Here is a 24,749-nt window from a genome sequence, read left to right as displayed (position 1 = left end):
GCGCCATAGCTAACCTCAACACCGCCATCGTCGATCGCTACCCGCGACGGAAACGCCGACGCCACGGACGAAACACGATCCGCCAAGCCAACAAACAAGCCCGATAACCAAACACAACCCATCCCAAGAGCATCACGATCGGCAACACTGAGCATCGAGGCGTCGCCGATCGCAGCGCCCGGTGAGGCAAGCAAGGTCGTCAACAGGCTGGTGAAGCGGTCCGCCAGACGCTGGCCGGCCTCGGGGCTGAAGCGCGCCGCCGAGAGGATGAGTGCCCCTTCCAGGGTACCGTCCTCGCTCTCTTCGATGCCGAGCACGACGTCGAACTTGGCGGTCTCCGGCGGATTGGCCAGCGGCCTGACGACCAGACCCGGAAAGGATGGAGCCAGCGGCGTGCGCTGATGGCCGAACATCGCCTCGAACGGCGCCTCGCCGGCACTGGCCAGCCCCTCGGCGATGCGCTCGAAGGGCAGATCCTGGCGGGCCAGTGCGGCGCGCGAGGTCGAGGCCGCGACCTCCAGAAGATCGGCAAAGCTGGTGCGTAGATCGATGTGGAAACGCAGGGCCACCGTATTGACGAACGGGCCGACCACGCCCTGCACGACGGCCCGGCCCCGATTGGCGACCGGCAGGCCGATTCGGATATCCGCCTGCCCGGAGCTGCGGCTGAGAAAGACGGCGAAGGCCGCCAGCAGGACCGCATGCGCGGTCAGCCCCCGCTCGCTCGCGACCTCGCGGACCCGCACGCCCAGCGTGGCGGGGAAATCCAGGCCCAGCCGTACCGCCAAGGCGTTGCCCGATGCCGGCCTCGCAATGTCGCTTGGAAGGTTGATCGAGCTTGGGGCCTGCCGCAGCTCGGCGCGGATGGATTCGATGGCGGCATCATCGATGCCGGCCTCGGTCCGGAGGGACTGCCAGCTGGCCCAATCGGCAAACTGCAAGGGCGGTGCCGGCTGGTCGTCAGCCCGGCCCGAGGCAAGCGCCGCATAACCGGCCGAGACGTCGCGCGTCAGCACGTCGAGCGACCAGGCGTCGCAGACAATGTGGTGCAGCGCCATCAGAAGGACATGCTCCTCCGGGCCGAGGCGAATGAGCGCCAGCCGCAAAAGCGGCCCCGCCTCGAGGTCGAACGGCTGCTCGACCATGGCGCGGGTCAAAAGGGTGAGCTCACCCTGGGCTTCGTCCTTGGGCCTGCCCGCTAGATCGTGGACGACGAAATCGAGACCGGCGGCGGCATCGACGATCTGCAGGAGGGATCCGTCCTGGTCTTCGCGAAATCGAGTTCGCAGCACTTCATGACGGCGCAGGGCGCCGGCGAAGGCGCCTTCAAGTGCTGCCGTGTCGAGCCTGCCTTCGAGGCGAAGGCCGCCGCTCACCGTGTAGGCCGGGCTCGTAGGATCGAGCCGCCAGAGGAACCAGAGGCGTCTTTGCGCATCGGATGCCGGCAGCGGCCGGGATCGGTCGGCGCGCGGAATCGGAAGGTCGTCGAACGCGACCTCCGCCTGCTCGAAGCGGGTCAGCAGGTGGCGCCGCTGCAAGGTGGTGGCGGCGGCATAACGCTCGGCCAGGGCCGCCAGGCGATCGGCGAAGGCGCTCATGCGTCGAACTCGGCCAGGAGATCATCGAGGCGCGCCAGCTTGGCGTCACTGCCCTGCGTGGTACCGACCGCGGCCGCGAACGCCTTGAGCGTCGGCGCCTCGAACAAGGTGCGCAGCGGCACGACGACGCCCTGTTCGCTTTCGAGCCGTGCGATCATCCGGGTCGCCGTCAGAGAGTGGCCGCCCAGACGGAAGAAATCGTCAGCCCGTCCGACCCGGGGGACGCTCAGAAGGTCAGCCCAGATCGCCGCGATGGCGGTCTCGATCTCACCTTTTGGCTCCTCATGATCGGCGGCAACGCGTTCGGGCGCCGGCAGTGCGCCGCGATCCACCTTGCCGTTCGGCGTCATCGGCAGGCGGTCGAGGCGGATGATCGCCGACGGCATCATGTAGCCGGGCAGCCGGCTCTCGAGATGCGCCTCTATTGCCGCATCGCTTACTTCATCGGCCGTAACGACATAGGCATGCAGCGCTGACCCGCCGAAGGCGGCAACGGCTGCCGCGGCAATGGCCGGATGCGACAGGAGGGCAGCCTCGACCTCGCCGGACTCGACGCGGTGCCCTCGGATCTTCACTTGCTGATCGATGCGCGCCAGGCACTCGATACGGCCATCCGGCAGCCAGCGTGCCAGATCGCCCGTCCGGTAGAGCCTGGCCCCAGCCTCGCCGAAGGGATCGGGCACGAAGCGCTCGGCGGTGAGGCCCGGGCGGCCATAATAGCCTCGGGCTAGCCCCGCCCCGCCGATGAAGAGCTCCCCGGGGCTGCCGAGGGGGACGGGCTGCAGCGCGTCGTCGAGGATATGGAGACTGGTGGCGACGATCGGCCTGCCGATCGGCACCGCACCTTCGACAGCATCGACGCGGCCGGCCGTCGACCAGATGGTGGTCTCGGTCGGGCCATAGACGTTCCAGAGTTCGCCCACGCGCGGGCGGAGCCAGGTCGCAAGGTCGGGCGGCATCGCCTCGCCGCCGCAAAGCGCCTTGAGCCCGAAGCGGCCGGGCCAGTCGATCGCCTTGAGCTGGCGCCAGGTGGATGGCGTCGCCTGCAGGATCGTCGCCTCGGCCCGCTCGAGCAGACCCGCCAGTTGGCGGGCATCGGCCGCCTGCTCCCGCGAGGCGATCGTCAGCGTCGCCCCCACGACCAGCGGCAGGAGCAATTCGAGCCCGGCAATGTCGAAGGAAAGCGAGGTGACCGCGACCAGACGATCGCTGGCGGTAAAGCCGGTGATCTCGCGAAAGGCCTGGAGAAGGTTGGCGAGCGCGCCATGGCCGATCATGACCCCTTTCGGCCGGCCGGTGGAGCCGGAGGTATAAATGACATAGGCGAGGTCATTCTCGGTCAGCGCAACCGGGTCCGGTGCCTGGCCCTCCGTCAGGCGCGCCTGGGCGAGGTCGATGGCCGCCCAGTCTCCGGTCGGCGCCTGCCGGTGCAGTTCCGCAGTAAGGAGGAGCGCCTTCAGCCCGACGTCGGCTGCCATGAAAGCCAGGCGGTCGGCTGGATAGTCCGGATCGAGCGGCACGTAGCCGGCGCCGGCCTTGAGAATGCCCAGCAGGCCCACGACCATGGCAACGCCACGCGGCACGAAAAGGCCCACGCGATCGCCGCGCCCGACGCCGGACGTCGCCAGCCTGGCGGCGACCCTGTCCGCCTGAAGCACGAGCCCGGCATAGGAGAGCTGGCCGTCCGGGCCCGACAGCGCGGTCCTGTCCGCAGCGTCGCCGACGAGATCGCCCAGTCGCGCAAGAACCGATCGGAAGCTTTGCCGCTCAGCCCCCCGCGCCGCCAGAACGTCGTCGGGCGCGGCCAGGCAAATGCTCCCCAGAGGCCGCGTCGGGTCCTCGATCATGCCAGAGAGCGCCCGCTCGAATTGTGCTGCCAGGGCCGCAACCTCGATGGCCGTCAGCCGATCGGTCGCGTAGCCGAATGTCAGCCTGGCGCGCGCGCCGGCCTCGACCATCAGCGTCAGGGCGTAATGCGTATCCTCGTCGACCAAGGGATCGCTGAAGGCAAGGGCACCCGGCGCTGGTGCCGCCAACTCCTCGTCGATCGGGTAGTTCTCGAAGATGATGACCGAATCGAACAGTTCCTCGCGGCCGGCGGCCGCCGATGCCTGGATGTCGAACAGGGGTGTGTATTGATGCTCGCGAAGCGCAATGTTCTGGGTCTGCAGCCCTGCCAGATAATCGGCGACGATGATGTCCGGGCGGGGTTCGCTCAAGACGGGCAGCGTGTTGATGAAGAGGCCCAAGGCTTCCTCGGCTTCGGGCAGGTCCTCGGGCCGGCCGGCCACGGTGACGCCGAACAACGCCGCTCGGCCGGCACGCCGCGCCAGGGTGAGCGCCCAGGCGGCCTGGACCAGCGTGTTGACGGTGACACGCAACGTGCGCGCCGCGGCACGGATCGCCGCCGCACGGTCCTCGTCGATAAGCACGACATGGCGGGCATGGCCGGCCTCTCCGACCCCCTCGCCGGCCAGGCGGAAGGGCTCGTCGACGCTCTTTAGGGCCTCGCGCCAGAATGCCTTGTCCAGGCTGGCGTCACGCGTGTCCAGCCAGTCGATATAGGTGCGAAAGCGCGGTGCTGGTCGCGCCGGCTGCTGGCCGCGATACAATGCCGCCACCTCGGCCAGCAGCCTGGCCGAGCTCCAGCCATCGAGCAGGATATGGTGCCGCACCCAGAAAAAGCGCCAGGCATCGTCGCCGATGCGCACGAGCACGAAGCGCATGGGCGGTGCCAGGGCGAGGTCGAAGCTGCGCCGGCGCTCGTCGGCACCCAGGCGGGCGAGGCGATCCTCAAGATCGCTGGCACCACGCCAATCATGCTCCGCGAAGGCCGGCTCCGCGACTGGCCACACGATCTGGCGCGGCGCTGCCCCGTCTTGCCACTGGAACGTCGTGCGCAGGATGTCATGCCGGGCAAAGGCGGCGCGCCAGGCCTGCTTGAAGCGCTCGACATCGAGATGCTTGAGGGTGACGGCCAGGAGATTGACGTAGGCGGTATCCTCGGGGCTGACCAGCCGATGGAACAAGAGCCCCTGCTGCATCGGGCTCAAGGGGTAGGTTTCGAGAGCGGCCACACTGGCCTCGATGCCGGCTTTGGCAGGCTCGACCAGGAATGAGCGCAGCTCGCGCTCGAAGGCCGCCGTCAGATGCCGCGCCGCTGCCTCGTCATAACGTGCCGGGTCGAACAGCCAGTCGATCCGAAGCGCGCCATCCTGAACGCGCGCATCGATCCGCAACGGATCGAGCATCGGCGCTTCGGGATCGCGCTCCGCCCCCTTGTCCTCAACCGCCAGCGCGAAACCGGACGGATCGGCAAAGCTCGAATCGAAGCGGCCCAGATAATTGAACACCGGTCCGGGCGGGGCCGCCACGGCCGCACGCAACTCAGGAGCGCCTAGATGGCAAAGCAGGCCATGGCCGATCCCGCCATGCGGCACGGCCGCCAGCACCTCGCGCACGCCCCTCAAGGTCGTCTCCGCATCGGTGCCGACGCCGATGCGGACGGGATAAATGCTGGTGAGCCAGCCAACCGTGCGGCTGAGATCGAACCCGAAGGGCGTCTCGCGGCCATGGCCTTCAAGCCAGAGCCGCACATCTCCAGATCCCTCTCCCAGGGCGCGAACGAGGGCCGCGATCATGAGCCCGTGCAGTCGCGCGCCGTCGACGGCATTCGTCAGGCGGCGCGTCGTCTGATCATCGATCCGCTGGGTGCGCGCGTATGCATCCGCCAGCCTGGTCGAGGAGGGTGCCGTGGCAGGTCCGGCGCTGGCGCGCCAATAATCCAGCTCCTGGCGCAGATCCTCGCCATGGGCATGAAGGAAGAGACGCTGTGCCAGGCTGGAGAACGTCGTCTCGGGCGGGGCCAGCGTGATCGCCTGGCCGTCCGCGCGCTGGGCCAGCGCCAGGGCAAGGTCGTCGAGGAGGACCCGCCAGGAAACGCCATCAACGGCCAGATGGTGGATGGCGATCAGAACCCGGCGGCTCCCGTCCGGTGCCTCGGCCAGGAGGGCCCGCAAGAGCGGCCCTTTCGTGATGTCGAGGCTGCGCTGGACCTCGTCGCAGGCGGCACAAAGGCCGGCCGCGTCGGTGAAGCTGCGGCGCCAGAGGAGATCGGACGCTGCCGAGTCCGCTGCCAGACGCTGCGTCCAGCGCCCGTCCCGCTCGCTGAAGCGTAGACGCAGCGCCTCATGGCGCGCGACGAGTGCGCCTAGCGCCGCCGCCAGCGCGTCCGGATCGAGGGATGAAGGCGGCGTCAGAAGGACGGACTGGCACCAATGCGCGCGATTGGGCACGGGGCGCGCGAAGAACGCCGCCTGGATCGGCGTCAGCGGCACTTCGCGACCGCCATCGGCCGCCGCCGGCTTCGGCGCTATCGCGGCCAGCGGCTGGGCGACCTCGGCCAGGCCCGCGATCGTCTTGCACTCGAAGACCTGCCTTGGCGTCAGTCGAAAGCCCTGCCGCTTGGCCCGCGCGATCACCTGCAGGCTCAAGATCGAATCACCACCGAGCGCGAAGAAATTGTCGCCAGGCCCGACGTCGGTCCGCCGCAGCACCTCGCCGCAGACCGAAAGCAGTACCCGCTCGGCATCCGGGCGGCTTTCGACTGCCGCCGGCTTCGGCGCCGTCGCAGCCAGCCGCTGGGCGACCTCGGCCAGGCCCGCGATCGTCTTGCACTCGAAGACCTGCCTTGGCGTCAGCCGGAAGCCCTGCCGCTTGGCCCGCGCGATCACCTGCAGGCTCAAGATCGAATCGCCGCCGAGCGCGAAGAAATTATCGCCAGGCGTGACGTCGGTCCGCCGCAGTACTTCGCCGCAGATCGAAAGCAGCACCCGCTCGGCCTCCGAACGGACGGCGGCCGGGCGCGCCGCTGTGACCCTGGCGGCGGGCAATGCCGCACGGTCCAGCTTGCCGTTCGGCGTCAGCGGCATGTGCTCGAGGGCAATTACCTCGGCCGGGACCATGTGGTCCGGCAAGATCGTGGCAAGGGCTGCGGGCGCGCCTGCCGCCACGGCCTGGCTGGCGACGATGTAGGCGACCAGCCGGTCATTGCCGGCCTCGCCCTTGGCCACCACCGCCTGGGCGGAGCTCACGCCTTCCAGCGCACGGAGCGCCTGGGCCACCTCCCGCAGCTCGACGCGATGCCCCCTTATCTTGATCTGGTCGTCGCGGCGGCCAATGAAAGTGATGGCACCTTGCGCATCGAGCCGGACGACATCGCCGGTGCGATAAAGGCGCTCCCCCGGCCGCTCCGGGTCGGGCACGAAGCGCTCGGCCGTGGCGGCCGGCCGGCCAAGATAGCCGCGTGCCACCTGCGGGCCACCGATATAAAGCTCGCCTAGCGCGCCTGGCAGCGCCGGGTTGAGGTCGCCATCCAGGATCACCGCCTCGACATGCGCAAAGGGCCTGCCGATCGGCACGCCGCCGCCTTCAAGCGTGGCTGGCTCATGCGCCAGTACCCCGACGCTGGTCTCGGTCGGACCGTAATGATTGATGACGCGGCAGCCGGGCTTCAGGCGGCGAACCGTCTCGACCAGGGCCGTGGAGAGCGCCTCGCCGCCCAGGATCACCGCCGTCTCGGGCAGCAGATCGGCGCCGCGCGGTGTCGCCAGCAGGCCCTCGAGATGGCCGGGTACCAGCTTGAGCACGCCGATCCGCCGGGCTTGCACGATGTCGGCTAGGCGATCGGCGTCGAAGGCGGCATCGGCCTCGATCAGATGGAGGGTACGGCCCGAGACCAGCGCGCCAAAGAGCATGGTGTGGCCAAGATCGGCAGCTGGCGTCGAGAGCAGGCCGAAGCTTGCCTGAGGATCAATCGCAAGGCGCGCCAAAGCCGACTGGACGTAGCTGGCAATGGCCCGATGCGGCACGACGACACCCTTGGGCGCCCCCGTCGAGCCTGAGGTATAGATAAGATAGGCGGCCTGCTCCGGCAGGGGCGCTGCAAAAGGTACCCTGCCCTGCGGCAGCGGCCTGGCCGCTCCTTCGGCGATGGCGAGGCCAGGCAGATCGAGTCCCGCCGCGGCCTTGGCGCCCTCGGCGTCGAACAAGCCAAGCACCGCCTTGCTGTCCTTGGTCAGGCGGCGCAGGCGCTCGATCGGATAGCCCGGGTCGAGCGGCGCATAGACCCCGCCCGCCTTCATGATGCCAAGCAGGGCCACGACGAGATCCTGGCTGCGGCCGCAAAGAACGAGGACGACGTCCTCGCGCTTGATGCCCCGCGCGACCAGCACATGCGCCAGCCGGTCGGAGGCGGCATCAAGCGCGGCAAAGCTCATGGCCGCCGCGCCGGCCTGAATCGCCGAGGCGTCCGGCCGGGCGTCAACCTGGGCCGCGAAGGCCGAGAGTATGTCGGATGCGGGGCACTCTAGCGTTCCTCCCGAGAGACGGGCGGGCTCGGCCGGCCGCCAGTCGCCGAGCGGTCGCCCTGGATGGCGCACCAGATGGCCGACGAGATCGGCATAGTGCCGGACGAAGCGCTGGGCGGATGCCTTATCGAACAGATCGGTCGCATAGGTGAGCGAGGCCGCCACGCCATCGGCGGTGTCGGTCACATCCAGGCTCAGATCGAAATGGGTCGCGTTCTCGACGAGGGCCACGGGGCTGATCTCGAGCCCGGCCACCCGCAGGCTGCGTTGGGCAAGCTGCTGCGTGAACTTCACCTGGAACAAGGGATTGTGGCTGAGCGAACGCGCGGGCTGCAGGGCCTCGACCAGCGTATCGAACGGCACGTCCGGTCGTGCCTGGGCCGCCAGCGCCTTCTCCCGCACCGTAGCCAGCAGTTCGCGGAAGGTCACATGGGCGGCAGGACGGGCACGCACGACCTGGGTCGTGACGAAGAAGCCGGGCAGTCGCTCCGTCTCCGGCCGCACGCGATTGGCGCTCGACACGCCAATCCGAATGTCGTCCTGACCCGTCAGCCGGCCAAGAAACGCGTGCAATGCCGCCAGGAGGACCATGAACAAGGTAGCGCCCTCGGCGCGGGCAAGGGCCCGCAAGGCTCGGCTCGTTTCGTCGTCGAGCGAAAAGTCGAGCCGCGCGCCACGAAAGCTCTGCGCCGATGGCCGCGGGCGATCTGTCGGCAAGGCCAGCGGCGCATGGTCTGAGCCGAGCTCGGCCGTCCACCAGGCCAGTTGACGCTGCAATTCGCCCGCTTCCATGCGGACCTGCTGCCAGGCCGCATAGTCGGCATAACGGATCGGCGGTGCCGGGATGGAGGGTGTCTGGCCCGAGCGGAAGGCGCCGTAGGCACTCAGCAACTCGTCGATGAGGATCTCCATCGACCAGCCATCGGCGACGATATGATGAAGGGCCAGCCAGAGGAGATGTCGTGTCGTGCCGACGCGGACCAGCCCGACACGTACGAGCGGCCCCGCCACGAGGTCGAAGGGCCGACGGATGCCTTCTTCCGCCAGCTCGCGGGCGGCGGTCGCCGCCAGGGTCGGATCGCGGTCGGCGATGTCGGCCCGTTGGAGGAAGACCGGAGAAGGCGGATGCACGACCGGTCGGGCGCCGCCATCGTCCGTGGACGCGAAGCTGGTCCTGAGCGTGTCGTGGCGGGCGATCAGCCAGGTCAGGGCGCGCTCGAGCGCGGCCTCGTCGAGCGTGCCCTCCAGGCGCAGGGCGCCCCCCAGGTTATAGGCATGGCTCTCGGGGTCCAGCCGCCAGAGGAACCACAAGCGGCGCTGTGCGGGGGCCAGCCGGTCCGGCGCGCCATCGGCAAAAGGCGTTATCGGCAGTCGGTCGAAGGGGATGCCACGCTCTTCGAGAGCTGCGAGGAAAGCTGGCCGCTGCTCAGGCGACAGGGCGACGAAACGCTGGGCCAGCCGCTGCCAGTCGCTGTTCGGCTCGCGGATCGACCGGGCGGCGCTCATGACTCTTCCCACTGCGCAAGAAGTGCATCAATGTCGGCGGTGGTACCGCTCTCGTCGTGGCGGTCGATCAAGGCGCCAAGCTCGGCCAGCGTCGCCACGCTATAAAGTTCCGCCAGCCCTATGGGCGATCCCCATTCTTTGCGGATCTGGGCGACGAGTTTGGCGGCGAGGAGGGAGTGGCCGCCCAGTTGGAAGAAGCCGTCATGGCGGCCGACCCTGGCATGGCCCAGGAGTTCGCCCATGAGGGCTGCCAGCCTCTGCTCGGTCTTTGTCTCGGGCGCCGCGTAGGCCCTGGCCGTCCAGGTCGGGGCCGGCAGGGCGCGCCGGTCGAGCTTGCCGCTGGCCAGCCGCGGCAGGGACGGCAGCTGGACGATCAAGGAAGGGCGCATGGGCTCGGGCAGCCGGCCCGCCAGATGTGCCGAGAGCTCCTCAGGCTTGGCCTCGCCCGCCACATAGGCCACCAGATGCGCCTGGCCCTCGCGCGAGGCCGCCACCACGGCCGCCTCCCGGCAGCGCGGATGCGCCAGAAGATGCGCCTCCACCTCGCCGGCCTCGATCCGAAAGCCCCGGATCTTCAGCTGCTGGTCGAGCCGGCCCAGATAGTCGAGCGACCCGTCCGCGCGGCGCCGAACCCGGTCGCCCGTCCGGTAGAGCCTGCCGCCAGGCGGACCGAACGGGTCAGGGACGAAGCGCTCCGCCGTCAGTCCAGGCAGGCCCACATAGCCCCGCGCCAGGCCCAGGCCGCCAATATGGAGTTCGCCCTCGACCCCGATCCCGACCTCGCCAAGCGATTCGTCCAGGACATGAGCCGTCCGCGCGCCCACCGGCCGGCCGATCGGCAGCCACGAGGCACCTTCCCACGCCGAGGCCGGCGTCGAGGACGTCACCGCCAGCAGGAGCGGCGTGATCACCGTCTCCGTCGGCCCGTAGCCGTTGATGATACGCGCCGGCCAGAATGCCTGCCGCACCCGCGCGAATGCCTCGATCCCGAACGCCTCGCCGCCGGCCGTCCATGAGCGCACCGGCAAGGGACCCGAACCCGAGCGCGAATGCGCCTCCGCCAGCGTCTCCAGCAGCGCCGGCGACATGCCGACGATCGTCGTCCCCGAACGGCGGATCTCCGCCAGCGCGTCCTCAGCCGTCCACGCCTTCGGATCGCCCAGAACCAGCCGGCCGCCATGCGCCAGCGCCGCCGCCCAGCACTCCGTCGCCCCGTCGAACGACCAGGCGATCACATGCAGCACCCGGTCCGCCTCACCCATGCCGTAGAGCGCGCCGATCGCCTCGATATGCATCGACAGCGCGCCATGCGTCACACCCACACCCTTGGGCCGGCCCGTCGTGCCAGAGGTGAAGATCACATAGGCCAGCTGGTCCGCGTGCACCGGCCCCGGGGCCGGCCGCGCCGCCTGCACCGGGGCCGCGAACACGTCCTCCCCGCCGTCGATCAGCAGAAGATCGACATCCGCCGGCAACCGCGACGCAAGCTCCCGCTCGCTCACCACGAGCACCGCGCCGCAATCCGCCACCATCCCGGCCAGACGCTCCGCCGGCGCTTCCGGATCGAGCGGCGCATAGGCACCACCCGCCTTCCAGATCGCCAGCAAGACCGCCACCATCTCCGGCCGACGGCGCAAAACCACGCCCACGACCCGATCGGGACCAACACCCAGCAGCCTCAGGCGATGCGCCAGAGCGTCCGAACGCGACTCCAGCGCGCCATAGCTAACCTCAACACCGCCATCGTCGATCGCTACCCGCGACGGAAACGCCGACGCCACGGACGAAACACGATCCGCCAAGCCAACAAATAAGCCCGATGACCAAACACAACCCATCCCAAGAGCATCACGATCGGCAACACAGTCTTGCTGCAAGCTGCTCATAGGACGGACCTCGTTTTCCTTGATGCGGCGCAAAGGCGCTACTCATCAACGAGACGTCCGAGCCTGTCCGAAATTTAGGCGACGTCTGGCCGCGATCTGCCGCTCGCCCGGGCAAATCGCGCATTCGACTAAATCGATGCGTCTTTCGAGCGTCCTTTTAGGGACAGGCGAAGGGGGCCTATTCAAGATGAGCGATGAGCAAACCCTGAGGGCCAGGCGGCGCCCCCTCTTGCGCATTCTGGCGCAATGCCCGCGACGGCGACTGGGCATCGCGCTAGCCGCCAGCCTGCTTGGCGCCACGGGCGCGGTCGGGATGGTGGCCGCGGTCAACCAGGCGCTGCAGAGTGGCCAGCATCTGCAGCTATTGGCCCTGGCCTTCACCACCTGCGCCATCGTAGCGATCGGCGCCAGGATCGCCAGCGGCATGCTGTTCGCGCAGTTGGGCGAGGGCGCGCTGCTCGATCTTAGGCGCCTGATCGCGCGGCGGATCGCCGCCGCCGAGTTTCGCAGCGTCGAGCGCCTTGGTGCTGCCAAGGTCCAGTCCGTCATGACGGACGATGCAAGGCGCGTCTCCGATTTCCTCATGGCGTTTCCCAACATCGTGATGAACGCCGCGATCGTCGTTGGCTGTCTTGGCTATCTGGCCTGGTTCTCGCTCCAGGCCTTTCTCCTCTCGATCGTCGTGACGCTCATGGGATCGGCCATATTTCTGTTAGGCAACGCGCGCGCGATCGGTAACCTAAAACGAGCCGGGCAGGCGCAAGACGAGCTGTTCGGCCATTTCGACGGCCTCTTTGCCGGAGCCAAGGAACTGAAGCTGAACCGGGCGCGGGCGGAGGCCTTTCTTGCCCTCTCGCTCGAGCAGAGCGTGAGCGAGACGCGCGTGCATCGGCTGCGCGGGCTGCGGATCTACGTGCTCTCCAGCAGCAGCGCGTTGTTCCTGGTCTATGCGCTGATCGGCGTGCTCACCTTCTGGACCGGCACGGCCGCCGCCGGCTCGACCATCATCTTTCTTTATCTGATGATGCCCCTGGAGGCTCTCCTCAACAACCTGCCCAATGCCCAGCAGGCACGGCTCTCGATGGGCCGGATCGATTTCGTCCTCGAGGCCTCGACCTCATCCGAGCCGCGCGCCAGCGCCGCCCCAGCCAAGGGCTTCAGCGAGCTGGTCCTTAAAGGCGTGCGTCATCGCTATTACCGTGACTCCGAGGAGGGCACCTTCGAGCTTGGTCCGATCGACCTCGTCTTGCGGCCCGGCGAGATCGTGATGTTGATCGGCGGTAATGGCAGCGGCAAGACGACGCTGGCCAAGATCATCACCGGTCTCTACCCGCCGGAAGCGGGCTCGATCTCGATCGACGGACGTGAGGTCGGCGACGGCGATCGCGACCGCCAGCGGTCGTTGTTCTCAGCGGTGTTCTCCGATTTCTATCTGTTCCCCACACTGGCGGGCGTTGCCGCCAGCAGCGAGCAGCTCGATGCGCGCGCCAATGCGTTGATCGAGAAGCTGCAATTGTCCCGTAAGGTCACCGTCAGGGAGGGCGTGCTCTCAACGCGGGAGCTGTCGCAGGGACAGCGCAAGAGGCTGGCCCTGGTGGTGGCCTATCTGGAGGACCGGCCGTTTTATCTCTTCGACGAGTGGGCGGCCGACCAGGACCCGGCTTTTCGCGAGATCTTCTATAACAGCCTCCTGCCCGAGCTCAGGTCGCGCGGCAAGGCAGTGCTCGCGATCTCGCACGATGACCGCTATTTCGACGTCGCCGACCGATGCGTGAAGCTCGAAAACGGCGCCGTCGTCGAGGTCAGGCGGCAACGATCATTGGCAGCGATCCCCGAATGAGGTTTCGGGTAGCGCTTGACCTCGAGCGTGCCGGAGGGCTCCACCGCCTTGCGGCAAAGGGCGGTCGCGTCACGGATGATGAAGTTGACCAGAGTAGGCGAGACACCCGCCTGGGCCGCGATCACCTTTTGCGGCACGCCCCGCAGGCGGTTGGCGATAAACACGTTACGGGTCCGCTCAGGAGCCGAGCGCAGCGTCGTCACGACCGTCCTCAGCGCCTCGCGCGCCTCCAGTCGGTCCTGCGGGTCGGTCGCCGGCGCGGCCAATTCGTAAGCGTCGGCTTCCGGCGCCGTTTGGCGGTACTCGCGCTGAGATCGCCGCAGGAAATCCACCGCGAGATTGCGAACCATGCGCTTCAGATAGATGCGCGGATCACGGACATCGGTGCCAATTTCGTTCTGGCAGATCTTGATTACGACATCCTGCACGATGTCGTCGGCGCGGACGGCGCAGCGAAGCACCGAACGGGCGGTCGCAACGAGTTGACCCCGACTGACCAGGAACACCTCGAGAAGTTCGCGTCGCCTCGTGTCGTCCAATCGTTCCCGCATGGAACTCCCCTCGCCCCCGCGCGACGACCAACAAGAAAAAGATCCGCTCTCACCAGAACTTAATCTTGCTGGACTTCACGCCATCAATAGTGATGACTGGGCAATACGAATCAATTCAGGAAAGCGCCGTAGCAAATGCATTACGGAGTTACAATAAGACCGCACGAAATAGGAAATGTAATAGTTTTACGGTTACGATAACTATTATATTATAGGTATTCTATATTTGATATAATAAAGAGGCACCGCCATGCTGCGCGATACCCCGGCCGACCAGAGGATGGCTGCGTGGATCGATATCCACGTACGTCTGCAAAGCGGCTGCTACGTCTCCGGCGTCGATCCTGGCCCGGACGGATCCCGTTTGGTCTGGTCCGAGACAATCGCCGATTTCGGCCTGAACTACGTGCTTGGCGCCAGCGATGCGGCCTGGGTCCGCGAGGCGGCGGCCCGACGCAATCGGGCACCCGTCCTCCTGGCCGCCGACATGGCCGAGGCGCGCGATCTGTGCCTGCGGTTCGATGGGGCGCCGACCGCCGCCGTGGCGTGGATGGTCCGCTCTGTCGAGCAGGTCGATGCCGACCTGGGGTCAGCGTCGGTCGAGACCAGCAGGGAGCCCGCACCCGGGGCGGATTTTCTCGCGGTGATGCGGCAGCTCTCCGACAACGAGGCGCTCAACCGGGCGACCGCCGATGCCTATGGTCCGACGCTGGCCGCGGCGACGAGCGGGCCCGGCGTCGCCGTCCGCCATCTGCTGCTGCGCGCGGACGGGCGACCGGCGGCCTGCGCCTCGGTGCACGCGGCCGACGGCGTTGCCGGCCTCTACAACGTGGGCGTCGCGGCCGACCTGCAACGGCGTGGCCTCGGGCAGGCCGTCACCCGGGCTGCGATCGCCACCGCCGTCAGCCTCGGTTGCGCCACGCTCTTCCTTCAATGCCTGCCGGGTGGTCATGTGGAGAGGCTTTATGCCAGACTGGGCTTTCGCCGCATCGCCCGCCCTCTCCTGATCGCGCTGCGCAGCTAGACCCACGGCTCGGCCTCAGGCCCTGTTCCGTCGCCGGAGTACCACGACCCTGCCGGTTCGATCCCGACGGGGCAAAGCCGCTCGCCGCCGCATGTCGAGCAAAAACGGCGATCCAGCGGCGCGCTTCATCGCACCCCAGCCGGAAGGGAGCAGCCCCGTTCGTTCTCACCCCCCGAGCCTCCGGCGCCAAAGAAAGCTTTGCCGCGAACGGCGCCGCATTCTTCGGATGCCGGACGCTAAGCAAAATAACCATTCCAGCTTATTTTATTCTAGATAATGTAAATCGCATGTCGAAGCCATGTAAGAGCGAACGCTCATGCTGAATACTGACTAAGTTTCCTATATCGAACGGCCATTGCTGCCTTGTTCGCTGGGCACCTGCATTCCGATACCGCAAAGGCCGGGCATGGTTCTTTTCAGCCGTCATCTCCCTGGGCGTTCACGGCCCGGCGAGATCGGCTCGGCGACGCCCCTTGCGATCGCCAAACCGTAGCGCGAGCCACCTGCTATTTCGTTGTGTAGCCGCCATTCACCAAGATGGTCTGGCCGGTCATCCACCAGCCGTCCGAGACGAGGAACCTGATCCAGGGCACGATGTCCTCGATGTCGGTAAGGCCGGTCTTGGAGAATGGCGACAGCGCTGCCGCTGTCTGGTGATAGGCGACCGCGTCGGCCCCCTCCGCAGGATAGAAGAAGGGGGTGTCCATCGGACCGGGCCCGATCGCCGTTACCGAAATGCCGCGCTCACCCAGTTCCTTGGACGCCGCGCGGGTATAATGCTCGACCGGCGCCTTGGTGCCGGCATAGGCGGCATAGAAGGGCGTGAACGCGCCCAGCAGCGATGTCACCAGAGTGCAGATCTTGCCGCTGTCATTGAGTTGACGTCCGGCCTCCTGGATGAAGAAGAAGGCCGTCTTGGAGTTGACGGCACTCATCTCGTCGAATTCGGCTTCGCTGATCTGGGTCAGCGGCTTTTTTAAGACCTTGCCAACCGTGTTGATGGCGATGTCCGGCTTGCCAAAAGCGGCAACGGCATCGGCAAAGAGCTTCGCCATGGCATCGGCCGTCGTCAGATCGGCCTGGAAGGCCAGGGCCTCGGCACCCATCGCCCTAACGGCTGCCAGCGTCTCCTCCGCAGCGCCTTTCGTCGCGGCGCTGTTATAGTGGATGGCCACGGCGCGTGCCCCCTGCGCCGCCAGATCACGCGCCAGCAATCCACCCAGATTTTTCGCCCCTCCGGCGATGATCGCGGTTTTGCCCTTGATGCCGTGATCGCTCATGCTTCTCTCCTCAGTCCCGGCCGAGCCATCAATGACGACTCTTTTCATTGGCACGAGCTTACCGTCTGGAATTTTCGGGCAAAGATGGTCATTCTGACATCACTTGTCAGGATTGACGGACAATCGGCGGGAAAGCTTCCTTGGACCGCATCGATCTCTTCCGCATGTTCGCGCGAGTCGTGGAATGCGCCAGCTTCACCCGCGCCGCAGATTCCCTGGGACTGCCAAGATCAACGGTCTCCGCCGGCGTCCTCAATCTTGAGGGACGCCTGGGGGCGCGCCTCCTCAATCGAACGACACGGAAGGTCTCACCTACCCAGGACGGCCAGGCCTTCTATGAGCGCTGCCTGCGGCTGCTGGCCGATGTCGAGGAAACCGAGCGCCTGTTCCGTCGCGACGATGCTGGCCCAGTCGGCGAGCTCCGCGTCAATGTTCCCGCCCGCATTGGACGGCTCGTCATAGCCCCGGCCCTGCCCGAATTCCTGGATCAATACCCGCATCTCACGATCGACCTCGGCGTCACCGACCGGGTTGTCGATCTGGTCGAGGATCGCGTCGATTGCGCGCTCCGCGTCGGCCCTCTCAACGACTCCAGCCTCATCGCGCACCGGCTGGGTGAGTTGTCGCTCGTCAACGTCGCCAGCCCCGCCTACCTCGCCAGGCATGGCAGCCCAGAAAATCCGGCCGACCTTAAAAGCCACTTCGCGGTGCGATACGCCTCTCCCTCCAGTGGTCGCGTCGAGGACTGGGAATGGGTCGAGAACGGCAGGCCATGCACGATACCTGTCCGTGGGCGTGTCACCGTCAATAGCGCTGAAGCCTACATCGCCTGCTGCCTGTCCGGCCTGGGACTGATCCAGATCCCGACCTATGACGTGGCCGAACACCTGCAAACCGGCCATCTCGTCGAGATCATGCCCGCCTACCGGGCCAGGCCCCTGGAAATGACCCTGCTCTATCTGCATCGTCGCCATCTCTCGCAGCGGCTGCGGGTCTTCGCCGACTGGCTGGAGGCTCTCCTGCGTCGCAAGCTGCTGAATTGAGACCCGGGCCGCCCTTCCCTCCTTCCCGGCCACCATGCCACCCGACGCCACCCCTGCCGGAAGGTGTCTGCCGCCTTCTCGCTCATGGACCGGCCGATGCTCACCATGGCCTGCCATGACCTTTCCCAGGAGCCGGCAGAGCGTAAATACGGGCAAGGGCTACCTCAAGGCGCCCCGTTGAACGCATAATGGCCCCCTGCCCAAGAGGCGGCGCATCGCATTGAGGCGATGCCAGGCAACAAGGCCTCGTGGTTCAACAAGGGAGATGACCCATGCCAGTCTTCATTATCGAGCGTCACATTCCAGGAGCCGCCAAGCTCACGAGCGACGAGCTTCGTGACGTCTCGGCCAGGTCCAACGAGGTCGTGGCCGGCCTGGGCGAGCCCTATACCTGGATTACCAGCTACGTGGCCGGCGACACGGTCTATTGCGTCCACGAAGCCAAGGATGCCGAGACGATCCGTCGCCATGCCACCACCTGCGGCCTGCCAGCGGACAAGATTACCGAAGTCGCTGCCATCATCGGGCCCGAAACGGGCAAGAACAGCTAGGCCGATCGCGCCAAGCCTGGACGAGGAAGAAGCCTTCGGCGACCAGGAGGCACCGCCTCCTGGACCTGGGGACGATGGGTGGGGCGGACAGCGGGTGGCGCATGAGATCTATTGTATAAGGACTATATTCCTTATACAGTGGGCCCCATGGACTGGACCGATAGCCTCGCCCCCAAGCCGCCACGGCGCCGCTACCCCTTCTGGGCCAGGCGCGACCGCAGGCGCACGGCCCAGGCCATGGCGGCCGGACGTACCGCCCAGGAGATGGCGCTCGTCAACCGCGTTCCCGTCATGGAAGTCGAGAAGCTGCTGCGGGATGAGGAGTTCCAGGAGCTGCTTCGGCATTACAGCGCGGTGGCATCGCTCCCTTATGAGGAGCGCATCGCCCGGCTGGCACCCCTGGCGCTCTCCATCCTGGAGATGGGTCTGGAGACGGGCGACATGCGGGTCGCCATGTTCGTCCTCCATGAGCAGCACCGGGGCCGCGATCCGGCCCGGAGCATGGCCGAGCGCTTCGTCGCCCGGGCCGAGGCCGCCGCGCGTGAGACGCAGCCCAGGCCCGAGCGTCGCGAGGCCGCACCGCCGGCCGAACCGCGCCAGCCGCCGGGCGACTGGAGCCATTGCGCGGCGATACCCGAGCACCAGGAGGAGGCGGAAGCGCTGGCCCTGGCCGATCTGCGCCGGGTTGAGCGGGACAACCGGGCTGAGTTGAACCGGCTGGCGGACAAGCTGGCGTCCGAGGCCGAGCGGATGGGTACGGGCCTTGGGCCCAGCGCGCTGCCCTCGCTTCGCCTGGAGGCGGTGGCGCGTGGTGTGGCGCGGTACTGGCACGAGCGGCCGGCGGAGAGCATGCAGGCGGCGATACGCTTGCAGGGTGCGAGGAAGATCGGCCGCTACGGAACCGGCCCGCCCTCGTGATGGTGGGAGGCTAAGACTCAATCCTCACCCGCGACCGACAACCCCACCCCAACCCGGGTCCAGGGGGCGGTGCCCCCTGGCCGCCGGAGGCATCCCTGCTTTCTCGCTAACGTGGGCATCGGATCAGTTTCGCGGACCGACGATGCGTTTCGCTTCCGCGACGGCACGTTCCAGGCGTTCGGCGATGGCGGGGTTGGTGATTTCGGTGCCGGCGAAGTCGGTTTCGGTGGCGTAGATGGCGGTTGGCAAAGTGAGGGCGTTGAAGAAGGCCATGAGGGGTCGGAGTTGGTGTTCGAGGACGAGGCCGTGGCCGGGGCTGCCGCCGGTGGCAAGCAGGAGGACGGGTCGCTCGGAGAGGGCCGGACGATGGACGAGATCGAAGAGGTGCTTGAGGGAGCCGCGATAGGAGGCGCGATAGACGGGCGAGGCGACGACGAGAAAGTCGGCTGTTTCGACGGCCTGGACGGCGTCCTTGCCCGGGCCATGGAGTTCCTCGCGCTCGGTGGCGGCGGCAAGCGAGCTCCAGACTTCGGCGATTTCGAGGACGCGGCCCTCGCCGTTCAGCGCGAGCGCCAAGGCATCGACGGCACGACGGGTGAGAGCGCCGGTGCGCGACGGTTTTCGCAGACTGCCGTTGATACCGAGGATGCGAAGCTGCGTCATGGCCTGAGGTCCTTTTATCGAAAGGGATCGCGTTGAGTGGCTTGGCCGGACCGATGCCAAAGACGATTCGCCCGGCAGCGGCAGATGGCCCTGCGGACTCATGTAGGGCAAGGCCCGGCGACGATCGGCCCCGCCTCCTCCACCACAGGGAAGAACGCCATGGGCGATCTCATGCAGCACGCGGAATGATGCCAGTGCAACAGCGTCTGGTAGCCATCCACCTCGCCGCTCAGACATTCGTGCGACGGATGATGATAAAACTCGACTCTGCATCGGCGTTTGCGCGACGGCGGTATCTGCGGCCAGGCCTGGAGATGCGCGCCCACGAAGGGGGCGATGAAGAGGAACGGGCCCCGCTTACCCTGCTTGGCACGCCAAACCGACGGGCCCGCCGCATACAGGGGCCGTTGCCCACAGTTGGCAAAACGCACATCCTAGCTCGCGACCGGAACGGGCGCGGACGCCTGCGGATAACGTTGGCACCGCCGCTCTCGCGCCCCTTTGCCGGACCGACGTCGTGCGCCGGCCCGCGATTGGAACGCCTCGCGAGCGCCGCGCGGCGGTGGTTGGCATGCCCGGCGGACGCCGAGCTAGAAGTCGACGCGCGCGCCGATCGCCGCCAAGGCCGCCTTTGCCACCTCGACGTCCTCGGCACCCTTGCCTGACCCGACGCCGATGCCGCCCACATACTCATCCTCGATCAGGATCGGCAGGCCGCCCTCGAGATTGGTCAGCCTGCCGCCGGAAGCGAGGGCGAACTTCACCTCCACAGCCGGGTCGAGGCGACCGGTCGGCTGGCGATGCGAGGCGGCGGTGATCGCCTTCGATTTGGAGGTCTCGATGGAGAGCAGCTTGGCCCCGTCCATGCGCGTGAAGCCGAGGGGATTACCGCCATCGTCGACGATCCAGACATTCTGCGGCACGCCCATCGACTCGGCCTTGGCCACTGCCGCCGCCAGCATGGTCGCAACGGCCGAATGGGTGAGTTTTCGGCTGGCTCGCGTCGTCATCATCATCTCCAAGCGATTCGGCCGGCCCACCCGACCGAGGTGCAGAAAGTTTTCGACCAAGGTGCCACGCATTGCCATGCCAGCGGCCCCGATAGCGTTCCAGCATGCGGAAATGGTGACGATACAACGGTCGGCGGACTTGATAGACAACTGGGAAAGACTAAACTAAGTAGACTTAGTTCATATGGAACGGCCTTATGCTGACGGTCAATATTCACGAAGCCAAGACCCATCTCTCGAAGCTGATCGAGCAGGCGGTGAACGGCCAGCCCTTCGTCATCGCCCGGGCCGGGCGACCGCTGGTCAAGGTCACGCCGGTCGACCCGCCGGTCGCCGATGCCGCTGGACGGCTGGGGTTCATGCCAGGCATCCGGGTGCCGGACGATTTCGATCGCCTGGGCGAGGCCGCCATCGAGGCGCTTTTTGACGAGGAGGCATGAAGCTCCTTCTCGACACGCATGTCCTTCTCTGGGCTGCGGGCCGGCCGGAACGGCTCTCCCCGGCGGCCCAGGGACTCATGGACGATCTGGCGAACACGCTGCTCTTCAGCTCGGCCAGCCTTTGGGAGATCGCCATCAAGCACAGCCTCGGTCGGGCGGATTTCCAGGTCGATGCGCGGCTGCTGCGGCGTGGCCTGCTCGACCATGGCTATCGCGAACTGCCCATCACGGGCGAGCATGCGGTGGCGATAGAGAGCCTGCCGCCCATCCATAAGGACCCCTTTGATCGCATCCTTGTCGCCCAGACCATGGTCGAGGGGATCACGCTTTTGACCGCGGATTCGCGGCTGGCGGCGTATCCAGCCCCGATCCGCCTGATCTGATGTCGACGTCGCGGCGGATCACGCCATGACCATCCGCTCATTCTCCTCCGCGGCGTCGATGGAACCGTGCTTGGCGCCAGGATCATGACGCTCGACCAGTTGCGCATCTTCCTGGCGGTAGCCGAGCGGCAGCACGTGACGCTGGCGGCGGCAGCACTCAATCTCACCCAGTCGACGGTCAGCGCCGCCATCAAGGCACTCGAGACGCGCTACGACACTCATCTCTTCAATCGCATCGGCCGGCGGATCGAGTTGACCGAGGCCGGGCGTGCGTTCGTTCCCGAGGCGGCGGCAGTGCTCGCGCGCGCGGAGGCCGCAAGATGCCTGCTCCAGGATTTTGCGCTGACGGAAGGCGGCACGCTGCGGGTCGCGGCCAGCCAGACGATCGCCAGCTACTGGCTGCCGGCACGCCTGGCGACTTTCCGGGCACGGCATCCGGGCGTTGGTCTCGAGGTCGCGATCGGCAACACGGCCAAGGTCGCCTCGGCGGTCCTCGAGGGGACGGCCGAGATCGGCCTCGTCGAGGGCGGCGTCGACGAGACCGCCCTGCAGGCGGAGCCGGTCGGCGCCGACCGGCTGGTCGTCGTCCTTGGCCGGGATGGCCTGCCGGGCGGCCAGAGGATTGACACCCGGCAGCGGCTGCTCGAGCTGCCCTGGGTCTCGCGCGAGCGCGGGTCCGGCACGCGTACCGAGTTCGAGCTGGCGATCGCCATGGCCGGCCTGGATCCGCAAGCCCTGCGCATTGTTTTGGAGATGCCCTCCAACGAGGGGGTCCTGGGCGCGGTCGAAGCGGGCCTCGGGGCCGCCGCCATCTCCGAGCTGGCGGCGGCGGGCGGTATCGCGGCTGGCCGGTTGCAGCGCCTCCCTTTTCCGCTGCCGCGCCGCCGCTTCGACTGCCTCTGGCACAAGGAGCGCTATCGGAGCCGGGCAGGCGAAAACTTCCTTGCCATCCTGCGCATGGGCGCCGACGGCATCTCAGGCAAGGCCGAGCGCGGCGATGAGCCCGAGGCTGATCGCGCCTAGGAGCAGGAGCGAACCGCCGGCCGCCAGGCACACGCGGGGGCTGGAGCGCACCACCGTGCGCATATCGACGCCCAGGCCCAGGGCCGCCATCGAGAGGATGGTCAAGAAGGTGGCGGTCAGCGCCATGCCCGATCGCGCGAGCTCGGGAAGGAGCCCCAGCGAGCGCAGCGCCGCCATGCCAAGAAAGCCCAGGATGAACCAGGGGAGGAGCTTGGCACCGGCGGGCCGCCGTCGGGCGGCGCCCATACCCTTCCCTGACCCGGCCAGGCAGGCGATCATCAGTATGACCGGTCCCAGCATGAGGACGCGGACGAGCTTGACGAGAGTGCCGATCTGGACGCTCAGGGCCGAGATGGGTGCGGTCGCCGCCAGGACCTGCGGCACGGCATAGACGGTCAACCCGGCCAGAACGCCATATTGCAGCTGGCTCAGCTGAAGGAGCGCCATCAAGGGCGGCAGGACGAGGACGACGAGCACGCCCAGGACGGCCGTGAACGCAATCGAGGCCGTCACCTCCTCGCCGTCGGCGCCCAGCACGGGCGCGATGGCGGCAATCGCCGAGTTGCCGCAGATGGCATTGCCGGCGGCCACCAGTACCGCCAGTCGATGCGGCAGGCCTAGGAGCCGGCCCAGGCCGTAGCCCAGGGCCAGCGCCAGGAAGACGACCAGCGCGATGCCGAGCAGCAGAGCGAGTCCGCTTTGCCTCAGGCTCGCCGCGTCCAAGGAGGCGCCCAAAAGGACCACGGCAATCTCCAGGAGCCGCTTGGCGGCGAAGGCGATCCCCGGATCGAAGGCGCGAGGCGGCCGCCAGGCCGTGCGCAGGCCAGCGCCCAGAATGATGGCCAGCACCAGCCATTCGAGCCACGCCCGGCCAAGAAGGGCCGACTCACCCAGGGCCGCCAGCCAGGCGACGGCGGCGACGACGAGGCAAAGCAGCATGCCCGGGACAAAGCGACGAAGCACTCGGGCGCCCTGCCGTCCGAGCGCTCGGCCCTGAATGCTGCTCCGCACATGTATGGCGCGGCTTGCCATGGTCCCCTTCCAAGCTTGACGAAGTGGAAAATGCTCCCGCGCATCTCATCGATCCAATGAAACGTTTCGAATTATATGATCGTCCTTTGCGATTGGATGCGGCATTCGCCGCTGGCAGGCTTGTGGCTTACCGGAAGCTGTGAAACGCTGCCCGCGGCCCCTATGCACTGGAGGAAGATGCATGACCGCCGACCTGATCGGGCTCTACACCGCGAGCGACGCCCTGGGGCTGGCGGAGAAGGTCAAGCGCAAAGAGGTCAAGGCAACCGAACTCGCCGAGGTGGCGATCGGCCTGATCGAGGCGATCGACCCCCAACTGAACGCCGTGCCGCTCAAGCTCTTCGAGCTCGCCCGCGAGCGGGCAGTGGCTCCGGGCGATGGCTTGTTCGCGGGCGTACCCTTTCTCTTGAAGGACATAGGCTCGCTCTGGAAGGGCACACCGCTCACGGCCGGCCTGGCCTATCGGCGCGACTATGTCTGCCAGATCGATACGGCGATGGTGACGCGGATGAAGGAGGCGGGGCTGGTGCCGCTCGGGCGCAGCAACGTGCCGGAGAATGGCTGGTGCATCGCCACCGAGCCGCCAGCCTACGGCCCGACTCTCAATCCCTGGAACCCGGCCGTGACGCCGGGCGGGTCGAGCGGCGGCTCGGCGGCGGCGGTGGCTGCCCGCCTGGTACCGCTGGGCGAGGCCACCGACGGCGGCGGCTCGATCCGCGTGCCGGCATCCTGCTGCGGCATTCTGGGACTGAAGCCCTCGCGGGGGCGGATCAGCTACGCACCTTATGCCGATTTCTGGCATGGCAGCGTCTATTCCCTGGCGGTGACACGCAGCGTGCGCGACACGGCGGCCTTCCTCGATGCCACGGCGATCAACCTGCCGGGCGATCCCTATACGCCCCCCGTGCCCGACGGCACCTGGCTGGCCAGCATCGCCACGCCCAAGAAGAGACTACGCATCGGCTACACCACAAAGGCACCCTGGGGCCCGCCATTGGCACCCGAGGTGATGGCCGCCATGGAAGCGATGATAACGCTCTTAAAGGAGCTCGGTCACGAGCTCGTACCCCACGACATGGCGGGCGACCTCGAGGGTGCCTGGTCGCATTATAACGATGTCATCGCCGTCGAGACGGTGCTGGGCTTTGAGGAACTGGCCAAGGAGGTGGGACGGCCGGTCAGGCAGGACGACCTCCTGCCCTATAACTGGGCGCAGCTCGAGCGCGGCCGCTCCCTGGACGCGCTGCACTATGCGACCAGCGTGCACGTGATGCGCGACACCGCCAAGGTGATCGCCATGGATCTTGATCCCTTCGACGCGTTCCTCACGCCGACCTTGACGCAATTGCCGCGCCCGGTCGGCTATTGGGACATGAAGATCGCCGATTACGAGCGCTACAATGCCCTTTGGACCGATGCGGCCTATATGTTCGCCTTCAACATCTCAGGCTTGCCGGCGGTCTCCGTGCCGACCGCCTGGACCGACGACGATATCCCGATCGGCACCCAGTTCGTCGGCCGTTTTGGCGACGAGGCGACCCTCTTGAACCTCGCGGCCCAGATCGAGGCGGCCCGCCCGTGGACGAACCGCCGCCCGGCGATCTGTGCTGGCGGTTGAGCCGGAGCTGCGCGG

At 67.2% G+C, this 24,749-nt stretch carries 17 protein-coding genes; 9 read left to right on the top strand and 8 right to left on the bottom strand.

Going from position 1 to position 24,749, the window contains the following annotated elements:
- The 3 genes from CFB17_RS14070 to CFB17_RS14060 form a co-directional block, all read right to left on the bottom strand.
- Positions 1–1,598: condensation domain-containing protein (locus CFB17_RS14070; protein WP_243389889.1), on the bottom strand; the 1,598-nt coding region annotated here is incomplete at its 3' end.
- Positions 1,595–9,472 (bottom strand): non-ribosomal peptide synthetase, encoded by a 7,878-nt coding sequence (locus CFB17_RS14065; protein WP_088562196.1) that lies wholly within the window; start codon positions 9,470–9,472, stop codon positions 1,595–1,597. The genes CFB17_RS14070 and CFB17_RS14065, both read right to left, overlap by 4 nt.
- Positions 9,469–11,253, bottom strand: a complete 1,785-nt coding sequence (locus tag CFB17_RS14060; RefSeq protein WP_165769623.1) for an amino acid adenylation domain-containing protein — start codon at positions 11,251–11,253, stop codon at positions 9,469–9,471. Before CFB17_RS14060 ends, CFB17_RS14065 begins: the two co-directional genes overlap by 4 nt.
- A gap of 292 nt (positions 11,254–11,545) precedes the next feature.
- Here CFB17_RS14060 and CFB17_RS14055 point away from each other — a divergent pair, with 292 nt between their 5' ends.
- A complete protein-coding gene (locus CFB17_RS14055) occupies positions 11,546–13,198 on the top strand; it encodes a cyclic peptide export ABC transporter (RefSeq protein WP_088562194.1) in 1,653 nt (550 codons plus the stop codon).
- Here the strand turns inward: CFB17_RS14055 and CFB17_RS14050 are convergent.
- The gene (locus CFB17_RS14050; RefSeq protein ID WP_088562193.1) at positions 13,105–13,749 is read right to left on the bottom strand and encodes a sigma-70 family RNA polymerase sigma factor; all 645 of its coding nucleotides are present in this window, start codon (positions 13,747–13,749) and stop codon (positions 13,105–13,107) included. The genes CFB17_RS14055 and CFB17_RS14050 overlap by 94 nt on opposite strands.
- A gap of 250 nt (positions 13,750–13,999) precedes the next feature.
- On the opposite strand from CFB17_RS14050, the gene CFB17_RS14045 reads away from it, so the two are divergent.
- Positions 14,000–14,773, top strand: a complete 774-nt coding sequence (locus CFB17_RS14045; RefSeq protein WP_088562192.1) for a GNAT family N-acetyltransferase — start codon at positions 14,000–14,002, stop codon at positions 14,771–14,773.
- A 506-nt stretch (positions 14,774–15,279) separates the two neighbouring features.
- Here the strand turns inward: CFB17_RS14045 and CFB17_RS14040 are convergent.
- Positions 15,280–16,053 (bottom strand): SDR family oxidoreductase, encoded by a 774-nt coding sequence (locus tag CFB17_RS14040; RefSeq protein WP_088562191.1) that lies wholly within the window; start codon positions 16,051–16,053, stop codon positions 15,280–15,282.
- 140 nt (positions 16,054–16,193) lie between these two features.
- On the opposite strand from CFB17_RS14040, the gene CFB17_RS14035 reads away from it, so the two are divergent.
- From CFB17_RS14035 to CFB17_RS14025, 3 genes are all read left to right on the top strand, one after another.
- A complete protein-coding gene (locus CFB17_RS14035; RefSeq protein ID WP_088562190.1) occupies positions 16,194–17,096 on the top strand; it encodes a LysR substrate-binding domain-containing protein in 903 nt (300 codons plus the stop codon).
- A 272-nt stretch (positions 17,097–17,368) separates the two neighbouring features.
- The gene (locus CFB17_RS14030) at positions 17,369–17,647 is read left to right on the top strand and encodes a DUF4242 domain-containing protein (protein WP_088562189.1); all 279 of its coding nucleotides are present in this window, start codon (positions 17,369–17,371) and stop codon (positions 17,645–17,647) included.
- A gap of 147 nt (positions 17,648–17,794) precedes the next feature.
- Positions 17,795–18,565 carry a hypothetical protein gene (locus tag CFB17_RS14025; protein WP_088562188.1) on the top strand — a complete coding sequence of 257 codons (771 nt, stop codon included), beginning with the start codon at positions 17,795–17,797 and terminating at the stop codon, positions 18,563–18,565.
- 123 nt (positions 18,566–18,688) lie between these two features.
- Here CFB17_RS14025 and CFB17_RS14020 read toward each other — a convergent pair whose 3' ends face one another.
- Positions 18,689–19,228 (bottom strand): NAD(P)H-dependent oxidoreductase, encoded by a 540-nt coding sequence (locus CFB17_RS14020; RefSeq protein WP_088562187.1) that lies wholly within the window; start codon positions 19,226–19,228, stop codon positions 18,689–18,691.
- Between the two features lie 590 nt (positions 19,229–19,818).
- A complete protein-coding gene (locus CFB17_RS14015; RefSeq protein WP_088562210.1) occupies positions 19,819–20,241 on the bottom strand; it encodes a GlcG/HbpS family heme-binding protein in 423 nt (140 codons plus the stop codon).
- A 194-nt stretch (positions 20,242–20,435) separates the two neighbouring features.
- Here CFB17_RS14015 and CFB17_RS14010 point away from each other — a divergent pair, with 194 nt between their 5' ends.
- From CFB17_RS14010 to CFB17_RS14000, 3 genes are all read left to right on the top strand, one after another.
- Positions 20,436–20,678 carry a type II toxin-antitoxin system Phd/YefM family antitoxin gene (locus CFB17_RS14010; RefSeq protein WP_088562186.1) on the top strand — a complete coding sequence of 81 codons (243 nt, stop codon included), beginning with the start codon at positions 20,436–20,438 and terminating at the stop codon, positions 20,676–20,678.
- Positions 20,675–21,061: a type II toxin-antitoxin system VapC family toxin gene (locus tag CFB17_RS14005; protein ID WP_088562185.1), complete on the top strand. Its 387-nt coding sequence runs from the start codon at positions 20,675–20,677 to the stop codon at positions 21,059–21,061. The genes CFB17_RS14010 and CFB17_RS14005 overlap by 4 nt, the downstream gene beginning before the upstream one ends.
- 84 nt (positions 21,062–21,145) lie before the next feature.
- The gene (locus CFB17_RS14000) at positions 21,146–22,084 is read left to right on the top strand and encodes a LysR family transcriptional regulator (RefSeq protein WP_088562184.1); all 939 of its coding nucleotides are present in this window, start codon (positions 21,146–21,148) and stop codon (positions 22,082–22,084) included.
- Here the strand turns inward: CFB17_RS14000 and CFB17_RS13995 are convergent.
- Positions 22,037–23,116 (bottom strand): YeiH family protein, encoded by a 1,080-nt coding sequence (locus CFB17_RS13995; RefSeq protein ID WP_088562183.1) that lies wholly within the window; start codon positions 23,114–23,116, stop codon positions 22,037–22,039. The two genes, CFB17_RS14000 and CFB17_RS13995, sit on opposite strands and share 48 nt — an antisense overlap.
- Positions 23,117–23,297: 181 nt before the next feature.
- Here CFB17_RS13995 and CFB17_RS13990 point away from each other — a divergent pair, with 181 nt between their 5' ends.
- Entirely contained in the window at positions 23,298–24,734 is a 1,437-nt protein-coding gene (locus tag CFB17_RS13990; protein ID WP_088562182.1) for an amidase, read from the top strand.
- Positions 24,735–24,749 lie beyond the last annotated feature (15 nt).

It is taken from the genome of Arboricoccus pini (genome assembly GCF_900187945.1).
Lineage (GTDB): Bacteria > Pseudomonadota > Alphaproteobacteria > Geminicoccales > Geminicoccaceae > Arboricoccus > Arboricoccus pini.
This window is presented reverse-complemented; position numbering and strand designations above follow the sequence as displayed.